This is a genomic window from Clostridioides sp. ZZV14-6150 (assembly GCF_020657875.1).
Classification (GTDB): domain Bacteria; phylum Bacillota; class Clostridia; order Peptostreptococcales; family Peptostreptococcaceae; genus Clostridioides.
This window is the reverse complement of the sequence record NZ_JAGWDA010000002.1, coordinates 256,819-271,281: the sequence shown is the minus strand read 5'-3', so window position 1 is coordinate 271,281 and position 14,463 is coordinate 256,819. Positions and strand designations below refer to the sequence as shown.

Annotated in this window: 13 protein-coding genes and 1 riboswitch; of the genes, 11 read left to right on the top strand and 2 right to left on the bottom strand. The window is 26.8% G+C overall.

The annotated features are described in order from the left end of the window. Positions 1 to 149: 149 nt before the first annotated feature. Positions 150 to 527 (top strand): BlaI/MecI/CopY family transcriptional regulator, encoded by a 378-nt coding sequence (locus tag KGF41_RS03770; RefSeq protein WP_227827923.1) that lies wholly within the window; start codon positions 150 to 152, stop codon positions 525 to 527. A gap of 577 nt (positions 528 to 1,104) precedes the next feature. Here KGF41_RS03770 and KGF41_RS03765 read toward each other — a convergent pair. Continuing rightward, entirely contained in the window at positions 1,105 to 1,368 is a 264-nt protein-coding gene (locus tag KGF41_RS03765) for a hypothetical protein (RefSeq protein ID WP_227827924.1), read from the bottom strand. A gap of 321 nt (positions 1,369 to 1,689) precedes the next feature. On the opposite strand from KGF41_RS03765, the gene KGF41_RS03760 reads away from it, so the two are divergent. The 4 genes from KGF41_RS03760 (at position 1,690) to KGF41_RS03745 (ending at position 5,278) form a co-directional block, all read left to right on the top strand. Beyond that, positions 1,690 to 2,262 carry a hypothetical protein gene (locus tag KGF41_RS03760; protein WP_227840537.1) on the top strand — a complete coding sequence of 191 codons (573 nt, stop codon included), beginning with the start codon at positions 1,690 to 1,692 and terminating at the stop codon, positions 2,260 to 2,262. Between the two features lie 101 nt (positions 2,263 to 2,363). Next, the gene (locus KGF41_RS03755) at positions 2,364 to 3,362 is read left to right on the top strand and encodes a DUF4003 domain-containing protein (protein WP_227827926.1); all 999 of its coding nucleotides are present in this window, start codon (positions 2,364 to 2,366) and stop codon (positions 3,360 to 3,362) included. A gap of 351 nt (positions 3,363 to 3,713) precedes the next feature. Continuing rightward, the gene (locus KGF41_RS03750; protein WP_227827927.1) at positions 3,714 to 4,352 is read left to right on the top strand and encodes a lactate utilization protein; all 639 of its coding nucleotides are present in this window, start codon (positions 3,714 to 3,716) and stop codon (positions 4,350 to 4,352) included. A gap of 26 nt (positions 4,353 to 4,378) precedes the next feature. Next, on the top strand, positions 4,379 to 5,278 hold the full coding sequence (locus KGF41_RS03745) for a YegS/Rv2252/BmrU family lipid kinase (protein ID WP_227827928.1): 900 nt from the start codon (positions 4,379 to 4,381) through the stop codon (positions 5,276 to 5,278). Between the two features lie 107 nt (positions 5,279 to 5,385). Here the strand turns inward: KGF41_RS03745 and KGF41_RS03740 are convergent, their stop codons facing one another. Next, entirely contained in the window at positions 5,386 to 7,050 is a 1,665-nt protein-coding gene (locus KGF41_RS03740; protein WP_227827929.1) for a glutamine--tRNA ligase/YqeY domain fusion protein, read from the bottom strand. A 294-nt stretch (positions 7,051 to 7,344) separates the two neighbouring features. Between KGF41_RS03740 and KGF41_RS03735 the strand changes: the two genes are divergently transcribed. From KGF41_RS03735 to lysA, 6 genes are all read left to right on the top strand, one after another. Next, positions 7,345 to 8,058 (top strand): DUF2140 domain-containing protein, encoded by a 714-nt coding sequence (locus KGF41_RS03735; protein ID WP_227841604.1) that lies wholly within the window; start codon positions 7,345 to 7,347, stop codon positions 8,056 to 8,058. Positions 8,059 to 8,226: 168 nt separating this feature from the next. Beyond that, positions 8,227 to 8,790: a hypothetical protein gene (locus KGF41_RS03730; protein ID WP_227827931.1), complete on the top strand. Its 564-nt coding sequence runs from the start codon at positions 8,227 to 8,229 to the stop codon at positions 8,788 to 8,790. Positions 8,791 to 9,095: 305 nt separating this feature from the next. Beyond that, positions 9,096 to 10,796, top strand: coding sequence for a hypothetical protein (locus KGF41_RS03725; RefSeq protein ID WP_227841605.1), 1,701 nt, complete (start codon positions 9,096 to 9,098; stop codon positions 10,794 to 10,796). Positions 10,797 to 10,964: 168 nt separating this feature from the next. Next, entirely contained in the window at positions 10,965 to 11,582 is a 618-nt protein-coding gene (locus tag KGF41_RS03720; protein WP_227827933.1) for a hypothetical protein, read from the top strand. Between the two features lie 110 nt (positions 11,583 to 11,692). Beyond that, positions 11,693 to 11,861, top strand: a riboswitch (Lysine riboswitch). Between the two features lie 81 nt (positions 11,862 to 11,942). Then, positions 11,943 to 13,136 carry an aspartate kinase gene (locus KGF41_RS03715; protein ID WP_227840541.1) on the top strand — a complete coding sequence of 398 codons (1,194 nt, stop codon included), beginning with the start codon at positions 11,943 to 11,945 and terminating at the stop codon, positions 13,134 to 13,136. Positions 13,137 to 13,153: 17 nt separating this feature from the next. Next, positions 13,154 to 14,446 (top strand): diaminopimelate decarboxylase, encoded by a 1,293-nt coding sequence (gene lysA / locus KGF41_RS03710; protein WP_227827935.1) that lies wholly within the window; start codon positions 13,154 to 13,156, stop codon positions 14,444 to 14,446. Positions 14,447 to 14,463 lie beyond the last annotated feature (17 nt).

The following is a 14,463-nucleotide window of genomic DNA, read 5'->3' as shown; positions in this document are numbered from 1 at the left end:
AAAATGGGTATATTATCTTAAATATTAGAATTTTAACTTAATAATCTGTTATACTTAATATATATAAAAATAAAATTTATTTTTTACTTTGGGATTTTATATGTTTGGGTAGTACTGAAAATATAAGTTTGAGAGGAGTGTAAAATCATATGACTATTACTAAGATACCACCAGCAGAATTAAAGGTCATGAAATTTATTTGGGGGTCAGATTTTACAGTAACATCAAAAGATGTCATTGAAGCTATGGAAAAACTATATGATTGGAAGCAAACTACAACACTAACACTTTTATCAAGATTAGTAAATAAGCAATTCTTAGATGCGAAAAAGATAGATAGACATACACATTATACAGTTATTATTAGAGAAGATGAATATTTACATTTTGAAACAAAAACTTTTCTAGATAATATGCATGGAAGTTCTATTGAAAGCTTTATGAAGGCATTGTTCAAAAAGGGGGTAAATGAGGAAGAATTAAATTCTGTTGAAAAATGGGTAAAAGATATTAAAAAAGATGAATAGTTTGTTGAGATTAACAACAAGAATAACTTTAAATATATATTTTTTGTATTAATTGTACGTTTAAATGTATGAACATTTAGGCACTTAATAGTATATAAAAACTAAAACTTTTTAGTTATTTTTAAAATAAATTTAATTATCATAAAATAAATAGTTTTTACAATAATTATTCAAATGAATTAAAAGTAGAGTAAACTGTAAAATACATAGATTTCTTTATTAAGTATTCTTAGTTTTCTAACACATTTTAATACTCTAAGTCTAATATAAAATTAAATTTATTAAGATTTGATTTTATATTAGACTTAGAGTTAATCAGAATTTAACTAAATATTGGTTATTAAATAGAAAAATAAAATTTTTTTATTATTTATACAAATGAATTGTTTTTTAGGTATATTAAAAGTTGTAATTTTATTTTTATATTGATTGTTTTAGGTATATTAAATGACGATGTATTAGATTATATTCTTGTTTAAATAAGTATTTATAAATATGAAATAAATATTATTAAAATAGATATTAATAGCTATTAAACAAATAAAAAGTTCCTAATTTTTAGGAACTTTTTATTTGTTTAATATAACGTATGAGTTTTTGCTTCAGCAATAGCTCTTGCTGCACTTTTAGGTTTTTCTATATTCTCTTTTTTGTAGAAATCAATTACTTCTTCTAAGTCTTTATTTTCAATATTGTCTTTTCTATTTTCAAGAATATAATTTATGATTGATTCGTTTATCAAGTTTGATAAATCTTTATTTTCATTATTAGTCATTTTGTATACTTCTTGTAATAAAACTTCATTAACTTCAATTGTAATTTGTTTTGTATTTTTTATCATATTAATCACCTCTTAAAAAAATTATAGCATTTCAAAAAAATAAAATCAATGTGTTTTAAAATTATAGAATTTAAATTCTTAAATTCTTAAAAATAGAAAAATTAAATAGAAGTAGTTTTGAGCTATCAAAAAGATTAATAAAAAATATATTTAATCATAAAAGCTTTGTACTATATGATTCTAAGATGGAGGATTTATAAGGGTTTAGGGTGAATTAAGTATAAGACAACTTCTTAAAGCAAATGAGTGTGGCATTTAAATCTAAATGTAGACATATAATATTAAATATGCTAATATATCAAAATAATAAGGGGGGAATTTATGAAGCTTAAAGAAGCATTGATTACATGTGTTGTATGTAGTGTATGTTTAACTCCATTATTGGTAAATGGAGAAACAAAAATAGATGCGGAGCATTGTAAAGAATCTATAGTAAATATAGATACTATAGTAACTTCAGGTCAAAACTTTAATTCTAAATATAATCAAGGTATGAAAGACTATAAAAACAGTGATGAGTATAAATTAAAAGTGCAAAAAGAGAGGCTAGAAAACCAGCTAGGAATCAAAATAAAGGATTTAATTCCTATAACATTTGAAGTGAGTTATTACACCAGTCTTAACCAAGAAAATGGATATGGAGCTATAACTGCTACAGGAGATGATTTAGAAGATGGTTTTGTGGCAAATAATCACTTGAGTTTTGGAACTAAGATTATTGTAGATGGTAAAGTAAAAACCGTTATGGATAGGGGGTCTAGTAAGTATTTTAGCAATTCTAATGCGATAGATGTATTTATACCCAAATGGAGTAACGAAAGTGAATCAGAGTATTATGACAGGGTTAATAATATGGGAAGGCACTATAAAAAAGGATACATCATTATGGAATAATAGAACTTCTTCAAGTAATATGTATTGATTGCAATATTTATTACATATATAATAGATATTAAGTTAATTAATACAACAATGTATATTACTGGGAGGGCAATATGGAACAAACTTTTATAAATGGAAAAATAAACTTATTAATAGAAAATTATAAAGCATTAAATGAGATTAAAGGTTCTTGGCAAATGGGATTAATTCAACATAGTTGTGCACTTGCGTTTACGCTTAAGAACAAGAGGATAAGCCCTAGAGTAGTAGAAGAACGAATAGAGCTTATTAAAAAAAATACTGGATTATTCTCTAACTTTAGAGGATATAACATATTTTATATGGCAACACTACTTTCATTTGAATCAAATCCAGAAAGTAGTTTTAAGATGATTTTAGAGATATATAAAAATCTTAAAAATGAAAAGTTTTGGGGAGATACATATCTACCACTTACAGCATCAATAGTCTATGAAAATAGAGATAAAATGGATTATATTACATGTATATCAAAAATGAAAACAGTGTACGAATATATGAAGAAAAAACATCCATTTTTAACATCTAGTGATGACTATTGTAATATAGCACTTATTGCAATTCATTCAAAAAATTTAGAAGAAGATTTAGAATATATAGAAAAATGTTATGAATTTCTAAATAAAAATGGTTTTTATAAAGGAAATGACTTACAAGCACTATCTCAAATTCTTTTATTTAGTGAAGATAGAACTATGGGTAAATGCAAAAAAACTATTGAACTTAAAAAAGCATTTAAAGAGAATGATTGTAAGTTAAATTATTATGGGTATCCAATAATAGGAGCAATTTCGTTATTAGATTATAAAGAAAATGAAATAATAGAAAATATAAAAAATGTTTCAAATAGACTTAAAGAAGAAAAAGGTTTTGGGAATTGGTCTTTAGGAAAAAGCAATAGAGTAATGATTAGTTCTGCTATTGTGGCTTCTATTTATGCGGATTCAATACAAAAAGAGAATAATATAGATTCTATAGCTAATAATATATTTTTAAATATTGTTGTTGCTATTCAAGTTGCTTGTGTAATGGCAGCTACAAGTGCAGCTATAGCATCTTCTTCATCAAATTAGTGACATTATTTATTAAAATTGGATATAATAAACTTAATAATACAATTTATATGTTTAAAAAAGAATATGATATTACACTTAAATCAATTGTGATATTTAATAAAATAAAGCATATAATTAATATATAGATTTCAGAAAATATATAATACTACATACAATATAGGGAAAGTAGAAAAATACATCTACTTTCCTTTTTAATTATAAATTATGAGTTAGTCTTATAAAGAAATTTATGGAAAACTTATTTAAAGTTTTATATTGTATTTTTTTTTAGATGTACTAAAATAAAGTTATAAAGAAAATAAAATTTATAATAAACTAATACATATTGAAAATAAGGGGGAAGTTAAGATGGATCAAAATCTAAATTGGCTTAAAGAAAAAAGAATAGAAAAAACGATAAAATCTCTAGAAAATAATAACATGAAAGGGTATCTAGTAAATAATAAAGAAGAGCTTCTTAAAAAAATTGAAGAAATAGTAGAAGTAGGTTCTCTAGTAGGTTGTGGAGGCTCTATGACTTTATTTGAAACAGGAGTTATTGACTTTATAAGAGAAAAGTATGATTTTCTTGATAGATATGCAAAAGATATTAAACCAGAAGAAATGAAAGAAATATACAGAAAATCATTTTGTGCAGATGCTTATTTTACAAGTACTAATGCAATAACAGAAAATGGAGAACTTTACAATCTAGATGGAAATGGAAATAGAGTAGCTGCTATGATATATGGACCAGATAAAGTAATAGTTGTAGCAGGTGTAAATAAAATAGTTAAAGATGTAGATGAAGCTATAAAAAGAACTAAAACAATAGCTGCTCCAGCAAATTGCAAGAGACTGAATACAAATACTGGTTGTAAGACTACTGGTGTCTGTATAGATTGTTCAAGTCCAGGAAGAATCTGCTGTAGCTATACACTTATAAAAAGACAATTAGCACCAGAAAGAATACATGTAATTTTCTTAAACGAAGACTTTGGATATTAAAAGAATAAAATAAGTAAGGAGAAATAATGAAAAAAGTAAAACTTATATACAATCCTAATTCAGGTGAAAAAAAAATATTATCAAATTTAGATACTATTATAGAATTATATCAAGAAGAAAATTATTTATTGATACCCTACAGATTGAATATTAAAGAACCTGTAAATAATGCATTTAAAGAAGTAGATAGTTCCTATGACCATATACTAATAGCAGGTGGTGATGGGACTATAGATTTAGTTGTAAATTCAATGAAAGAGTTAGATATAAAGATTCCAATTGGAATTTTACCTACAGGAACTGCAAATGATTTTTCAAATGCTCTTCAAATTCCATTTGATATAAAAGAAGCTATAAAAGAAATCATAAATTCAAAGCCAAAGAAAATAGACATAGGGAAGGTAAATAATAAATACTTTATAAATGTCGCAAGTGCAGGTATGTTTACTGATGTATCACAAAGAATAAGCACAGACTTAAAGAATTCGTTTGGAAGAATTTCTTATTATATAAAGGGAATAGAAGAAGCATTGTATATGAGGAAGTTTAAGATAAAAGTATATTCCAAAGAGATGAATTATGATGGAGATATGTATCTTATGCTGATTTTTAATGGAAAAACAGCAGGAAATATAAATTTAGCATATAAAGCTGAAATAGATGATGGATATTTAGACGTAATTATTTTTAAAGGAATGCCAATTCCAAAATCAATACCAGTTTTGATAAGTGTGCTTAGGGGTGATTACTTAGACCAATATAATGGAAATGAAATATTATATTTTAAAACTAAAAAAGTAGATATAGAATGTAAAGATTCTCTTATAACAGATATTGATGGGGAAAAAGGTCCAGATTTTCCTCTCAATATAGAATGTATAAAAGATGGAATAGAGGTTATGGGAATCTGTAGTGGAAAAAGTTAATTATTTAAAATAAATGATGAAGACTAAAATAAAAAATTACTTCTAACTAAATTTATTTATAGTAGAAGTAATTTATATTTTAAGTCTTCATTTTTTAGTTATAAAAATTATTTAGCAGGTTTAAAAGAACTTTTTAAAGGAACTATTCTATTAAACACAAGTTTTTCCTTAGTTGTATACTTATTATCTATACTAAAGAACCCATTTCTAACAAATTGGAATTTATCAAAAGGTTTAGCATCTTTTACTTGTGTAGGCTCAACAAAACCTTGTAATATTTCTAATGAATTAGGATTTATTTGTTCTAAGAAATGCTTTCCTTCATTTTCAGGTAAATCATCAAGAATCAATGGCTCAAATAATCTAAATTCACATGGTATAGCTGATTTAGCATCAACCCAATGTATTGTAGATTTTACTTTACGACCTGTAAATCCAGAACCACTTTTAGTCTCAGGGTCATAGGTACCATGTATTTCAACTACATTTCCATTTTCATCTTTAATTACATCAGTACATTTTACGAAATAAGCTCCTTTTAAACGAACTTCATTTCCTGGGAAAAATCTGAAATATTTTTTAATAGGTTCTTCCATAAAATCATCTTGTTCTATATATAATTCTCTAGAAAAAGGAACTAATCTTTTACCTTGAGATTCATCCTTAGCATTGTTTTCTATTTCAAGCATTTCAACCTTATCTTCTGGGTAGTTAGTTATAACTAATTTTAAAGGTCTTAAAACTCCCATAGCAAGTGGAGCCTTTGGTTGTAAGTTTTCTCTTAGGAAATAATCAAGCATTTGACTGTCTACTGTAGAGTTAACTTTTGATACTCCTATTTCACTACAAAAATTACGTAAAGCTTCAGCAGTATATCCCTTACGTCTAATCCCAGATATAGTAGGAACACGAGGGTCATCCCAACCATCAACAATACCTTCATCTACAAGTTGTTTTAATTTTCTTTTACTCATAACAGTATTGTTTATGTTAAGTCTAGCAAATTCTATTTGTCTAGGTACATTTTCCATTTCACATTCTCTGACAAACCAGTCATAAAGAGGTCTTTGGTCTTCAAACTCCAAAGTACATATAGAGTGAGTTATTCCTTCAATTGCATCTTCAATTGGATGGGCAAAAGCATACATAGGATATATACACCATTTATCTCCTGTATTATGATGTGTTGAATGAGCTATTCTGTATATAATTGGGTCTCTAAGGTTTATATTTGGAGAAGACATATCTATTTTAGCTCTTAATGTTTTTTCTCCATCTTTAAATTCACCATTTTTCATTCTTTCAAATAAATCTAGGTTTTCTTCAATAGTTCTATTTCTATAAGGGCTTTCTTTACCAGGTTCAGTAAGAGTACCACGATACTCTCTCATTTCTTCTTGTGTTAATTCACATACATAAGCTTTACCTTTTTTTATTAGGATTAAAGCTCTTTTGTACATTTCATCAAAATAGTTAGATGCAAAATTTAATTCATTCCAATCAAATCCTAACCACTTAACATCTTCTTTTATGGATTCTACATATTCAACATCTTCTTTTAATGGATTTGTATCATCAAATCTTAAATTAGCCTTTCCATTAAATTCTTTAGCTAGTCCAAAGTTAAGACATATACTTTTTGCATGACCAATATGTAAATATCCGTTTGGTTCAGGTGGAAAACGAGTTATTATATTGTCATGTTTTCCTGTTTCTAGGTCATTTATAATAATATTTTTTATAAAGTTAGATGAGTTCGTTTCATTTGACATATTTTTATACCTCCTATTTAATTTGCTTATAATACAGAACACTACACTGTATTGCATAATATTAATTTTAATCCAAGATTAGAAAAAAATAAAGGTGTAATTAAGAGTATTATGCAAAATATTAACTTTTATACTAAAAACATGTTTTTTTACAGTTTATTTACAAAAAAGCAGATTAGTTGAATTAATCTTTAAAAGACTGTATTATAATATGTATATTGTTAAGAATATTATGTGAAGTTAGTTATCTAAATTTATTTTAAATCTGTTGACAGATTTGTAAAGGAGACTATGATGGGAAAGGTTGCAAAGATTATATTAAGTTTAATTGTTATTATTTTAGTGTTAACAGGTATTGTTGTATACACACTAACACCAAAAGAGAGATATGATGTTAGTTCACAAAATAATAAAATCATAGACGAAGAGTATTTATCAAAAGGTTCATATATAAACGCTATGGAAATAGTAAAAAATCCACTTAGAATGGTTGGAAAAGTATCTGTTTCAGAAGAAGAGTTTAGAAACCTAATATATACATTAATGAATAAACACGGAATTAAAGAATTTGAAAATAATTTTGTTGAGATGAAGGATGGAAAAATAAAAGTGGCAGGTCCATATAAGGTCTTTGGTCTAATCAATAGCCAATATGAGCTTGAACTAAAACCCACTTTAAAAAATGAAGATTTGGTTGTAAGTCTTGAAAATGTAATGATTGGAAAATTTAAAATAAGTGATAAAATGCTAGAAAAAATACTAAGTAATTACAATAAAAAGGTTCCATTTGAGGTTAATGGAAATAAAATTACTTTAGAGAAAAGTTATCTTTATCCAGTAACACTTAAAAATATATCTATAAAAAAAGGAAATGTTGATTTGGATATGGAAGTAGAAATAGATTTAAAATCACAAATAAATGGGGCATTAGGTTATCTGAAGGATTCTGGAAAAGCTCAGGATATACTAAATCATTTGATTAATTTAAAGAAAACATCTGTTGGTTAAAAATATAGAAAATTTATATTTATATTTTTATTATATTTTATATAATATTAAAGCACTTTAAAATCAAAATTTGTAAAATAGCCTTTATTATGTTAGAATATTTTATGACATTAAGTTGTAAGTGTATAATATTATTTAATTACTAGATTACTAGATTGGGGGGAAATGATGAATAAAATTTATATTGTAACAACATATACAGGAACTGTATTATCTTATTTAATAAGAAATATAAGTAAAAAACTGTATACACATGTGTCAATATCATTAAATGAAAATTTAAAGCCAATGTATTCTTTTGGGAGATTAAATCCAAGAAATCCATTTATTGGAGGTTTTGTTGAAGAAAATATAAATCAAGGCTTATATGCTATAAGAAAAAACACTGTATGTAGAGTATATTCATTAGAAGTAGATAATTTACAATATGAAAATCTATTTAAAAATATAAAATTGATTAGTGATTATAGAGAAGATTACTATTATGATATAATGGCATTGATATATTTGTCTATGAATATTCACAGAAAAGTTGAATATAAATATGTATGTTCAAACTTTGTTGCTGATATGTTAGAAAAAAGTGAAATAGATATTTTGAATAAAGAAGCCTTTGAAGTAACACCAAATGATTTTTATAATTTAAATGGTTTAACTTTAGAGTATGAAGGTCTATTGTCAGAATATAATTCTAGACAGCATTCTTATGTATCCAAAATGGCAAACATATAAAAAATTTATTTTAAAATTTATCATATAAAAATATTGCTAAATAATTAGGCTGAAGATGGTAGTTTAACTTCGAGAGGATTAAGAATTCGTAAATCTTAGTTAGAACACTTTCTTCAGTTTTTGATTTTCTGTCGTTATTTGCACGATTATAATATTTTACTGATATATATATCGAATAGAAATAAATAAACAGTGGAATAAAAGTATAAAGATATCTTAATACATAATAAATATGATAAATATTTATTTTTTGTAAATATATGGATATAATAGTAATAATAATATTTTATAGAGAGGAGTATTAAATGAAACGATATCTTAAAACATATGGAGTTTCACTCATAATTGTAGTAATTTATGCATTTATTAAATTACCTGTACTTAGACTAGATTTCACATCTTTATTTTCATTAGGAATAATATTTTTTGTTGTAGCAGGAATATTAGATATGATGCTAGATAGAAATGAAAGAACATCTAAACTTGCTAAATATAATTTTTCAATAGCAATAGCTTTACTTGTGTATGTCGTAGTTGTACCTTTTATAGCTTCTACACCTGTACTTCATGCAAAAGCCTATAAAGACTTATTAGGAAAGGTGACTGAGAGTAAATTTAGTGATGATATGAGTCCTGTCAGCGTAAATGACATTCGTCTTGTAGATGAAGACATGGCCATGAAATTAGGTGATAAAAAACTTGGAGAAGTTCCAGCTATAGGTAGTGTATCAAAATTAGGAAAGTTTCATATACAAAATGTGGATGGAGAGTTGTACTGGGTAGCACCTCTTGTGCATAGAGATATAATTAAATGGGTGACATCTTTAAGTGGTACAAGTGGATATGTGAAGGTGTCAGCAAGTAATCCTCAAGATGTTCAACTAGTTCAAGAAATAGATGGAAAACCAATAAAAATAATATATCAACCAGAAGCTTATTTACATCAAGATTTACAAAGACATTTATACATACATGGTATTGTAAATGTTGGTATGACAGATTTTACGCTTGAAATAAATGATGAAGGAAGACCTTATTGGGTTGTAAGTTTATATGAACATAAAATTGGTTATGGAGGAGCAAATGCCACAGGCATAGCTACTGTTGATGCAGAAACTGGAAAAATAAATGTCTATAATGTTAAAAATACACCTAAATGGGTAGATAGAATACAACCACAAAAATTTGTAACAGACCAAATTCAAGACTGGGGTGTTTATGTCAATGGATTTTTAAATTCTGTTATATCAGAAAAAGGAGTACTAGTGCCAACAGAAGGGACATCGCTAGTCTATGGAAATGATAATAGGTCATATTGGTATACAGGTATAACATCTTCTGGTGGAGATGAATCTACAATTGGATTTATGCTTGTTGACTCTAGAACTAAAGAAGCTAGACTGTATAAGCAGCCAGGAGCAACTGAGACAGCTGCGATGAAATCAGCTGAAGGTAATGTTCAAGAAAAGAATTATGAAGCTACATTCCCTGTAATGTACAATATATTAGGTCAACCAACATATGTATCATCTTTAAAAGATAAAGCTGGTCTTGTAAAGAGAGTAGCCTTTGTATCTGTTGAAGATTATAATGTACTTGGTATAGGAGAAGATAAAAATGAAGCTTTAAGAAATTATAAAGATTCATTAGAATCTAAAGGCAATGACTTAAAACTTGATAATGATATGAAAGATGAAGTTATAGAAGGTGTAGTAACTAGAATAAGTCCTGATGTGCGAGGAGGAAATACTAATTATTATGTGACTTTAGATTCTAATAAGGAGATAATATTTAAAGCTACCTCAAAAGTATCTAGCGAATTACCATTGACTCAAGTTGGAGACAAAGTCAAAATATCATATTCAAAAGAAGAATCTAGTGTAATTGAAATGTCAGAATTTGATAACTTAAACATTGCAAATTTTGATGATAAAAAAGCAAAACAAGAAACAGGAACTAATGAAGATACAAATTCACAAGATTCTGAAAGTCAAAGCAATATGTAACTTAGTAAAAAAATTGTAGATATTGTTTAGTGCATTAATAGCTAGTTTTTATAGAAATAAATTCTATAAAAACTAGCTATTTTATTTTAATTCTTTGTAAATTTAATGTCATAAATTTAATATAATATTAGTACAACTTTGCAAATAATACTTCAAGGAGAATGTACTATGACGAATATGGAAAAAGAGATATTGCTTTTAATTAGCAGGGTTAGATGTGTTACAGAAGCTCAATTTAGAAAGATTTATGGAGACCAAAAAAGATACAATAAAAAAAATTTCAAAAAAACATTGAGAAAAATGTGTAGTGAGTATACACTAAAAAAATATCCATGTGATGTAGATTATCGTAACTATAAGGACCTCTCATATGTTTACTATTTGAATGGTAGTAAGCTTTTTAAGGGAGATGATTTAATAAAGGCTCTAGTAGGGTCAGAACTAGTTGTTAGAATTAATACTGCAGGTTGTGATGTAAAAAGATTTTACCGAAATGTTAGTGTAGATGATGTGAAATATGATTTATTTATTGAATATACAGATCAATTTGGCAATATAAAGCAGGTCTTAGTAGATGTTGATCTAAATAATGAAATAGATGTTTCTAAATATGAGAATCTCTCTAGAAAGATAGATAAATCTACAATTCCATTTTTTAGAGTACCAAATATTTTGGTGGTTACACCAGATAATTTATCTGAATTAAATGACTTAGAGAGAGAAGATAATGAGTATAGTATAAATTTTATAGATTTAGGATTAAATAAACTATTTAATTGTATATAAGATATTTTTAGAAAATAAATTTTTTGATTTGCCACATTTTGTAAAAAAAATGTTGCAATATTATATAGAATATGATAAAACTATATTAATAAATTAATTAATAATAATGAGCCTAGGGTAGAGGTAGCTATATTCAAGAGTAATCAATAGTAGCTGGTAAGTGTTGATGATTGATGAAAGGGTCTATAGCCGAAGAAAAGTTGTTGACAAACAAGTTTTCTGGACTTATGCAGAATATGCATAAGGCTGTCACTTTTAAAGTGGTGAGCTACAAGGTTACTTGGTCTATGAAGTTCACACGTCCAAAGTATACCTTTGGGCGTTTTTATTTATCAAAATTTAGCTTGAGGGGGAAAAGGCATGAGTATAATTGTCCAAAAATATGGAGGAAGTTCAGTTGCAGATACTGACAAAATAAAGTCAATTGCAGAAAATATAATAGAAAGAAGAAAAGAAAATCCACAAATGGTAATAGTTGTATCTGCTATGGGAAAATCAACAGATGAATATATAAACTTGGCAAAAGAATTGAGTAATGAACCTAGTAAAAGAGAGTTAGATGCTCTAATGTCTACTGGAGAAATGATTTCAGCCTCTTTATTATCAATAGCATTAAATGCACTTGGTTGTAAAGCTATAAGCTATAATGCTTATCAATTAAATATAAAAACAAGTGGACTTCATGGAAAATCTCAAATTGACGATATAAATGTAAATAGAATAAAGAATAGTTTAGATGAAGGGAATGTTGTAATAGTAACTGGATTTCAAGGAATCAATGAAGATGGTGATGTAACTACTCTTGGAAGAGGTGGTTCAGACACATCTGCTGTAGCTCTTGCAGTTAAACTAAATGGTAAATGTGAGATATATACAGATGTTGATGGAATTTATTTTACAGACCCAAGAAAATATTCAAAGGCAAGTAAACTTGATGAGATTGAATATGAAGAGATGCTTGAATTAGCAAGTTTAGGAGCACAAGTAATGCATTCAAGAAGTATAGAGCTTGCACAAAAATATGGTGTTGAAATTTATGTTGGACGTACATGTGGTACAGTAAAAGGAACATATATAAGAGGGGGAAAAGACATGAAATTAGAGGATAAAGTAATAACAGGATTAGCTACCAGTGATGATGATAGCTCTATAACAATAAAAGACTTTAAGGTAGAAAATATATCTAGTTTATTTGAAGATATAGCAACTATGGGAATAAGTGTAGATATGATAAGTCAAACTGCACCTATTTTAGATAAAATAAGTGTGTCATTTACAGTTCCAAAAGAAGAATTAGGAGAGTGCAAAAAGATAGTATCTAAATATACAAATGAAGAACATGTAGTAATTGATAATAACATCACTAAATTCTCTTTAGTAGGTCTTGGTATGAAAAACACTTCTGGAGTTGCTGCTAAAGTATTTAAGATATTTAATGAAAATGGTATAATGGTAAAACTTATAACTACATCAGAAATTCGTATAACTTGTGCCATAAATTCTGATGATAAACAAGTAGCTATTGAGAAAATAGCAGAAGTATTTAATATATAAAACTTAGGGAGGATATTATGAAACTTCATGGAACTATGACTGTAAAAGACAACGAATTATATATTGGAGGGGTAAGCTGTCTAGAGCTTAGTAAAAAATATCAAACTCCATTATATGTATTTGACGAAGACTTAGTAAGACAAAATTGTAGAGAATATATAAAATATTTTAAAGCTAAAGATGGAAAAAATAAAGTTGCTTATGCAGGTAAGGCATTTTTACCTCTCTATATGTGTAATCTTATAAATGAAGAAGACATGTGTTTGGATGTAGTTTCAGGAGGGGAACTATATACAGCTTATAAATCAAATTTTCCTATGGAAAAAGTTTTCTTTCATGGAAACAATAAAACTGAAGAAGAAATAAATATGGGATTAGATTTGGGAGTAGGTAAGTTTGTAGTAGATAATTTCTATGAGTTAGATTTAATTGAAAAATTATGTGAAGAGAAGGGGAAAACTCAAGAAATATATTTTAGAATAACACCTGGCATAGAAGCTCATACACACGATTATATAAAAACAGGTCAAATAGATTCTAAATTCGGTTTTGCTTTAGTAAATGGAGATTTGTTTAGAGCAATAGAAAAATTGAATGATTATACAAATATTAAATTGGTAGGTCTTCATGCTCATATAGGTTCACAAATATTTGATGTAGAACCATACATAGATACAGTAGATATAATGATGAACTTGGTAAAAGAAATAAAAGAAAAATTTAATATACAGTTGACAGAAATTGACTTAGGCGGGGGTGTAGGTGTTTATTATAGTAAAGGTGATAAACCTAAAACTATAAGAGAATTCTGCGAAACTATAATCACTAAAGCAGAAAATTCCTGTAAAGAACTTGGAATAGAAGTACCTACATTGGTAATAGAACCAGGAAGATCAATAGTTGCAAATGCAGGAAGTACATTGTATACAGTAGGTTCAATAAAAGATATAAAAGATGTTAGAGTTTATGTAAGTGTAGATGGAGGTATGACAGACAATGTAAGACCTTCACTATATCAAGCTAATTATGAATGCAGTATTGTAAATAAGATTAACCATGAAACTATGAATCATGTAACAATAGCAGGCAAATGTTGTGAAAGCGGAGATATATTAATTGGAGATATAGATATAATGGATATAAAAAGTGGAGATGTACTTATAACAACATCAACAGGTGCATATGGATATTCAATGTCTTCAAATTATAATAAAATACCAAGAGCAGCAGTAGTGTCAGTATTTGATGGAGATGCCAAGATAATTTGTAAAAGACAAAGTTATGAAGACTTATTATCTTTAGAAATATAGAATAAGAATTAAATATT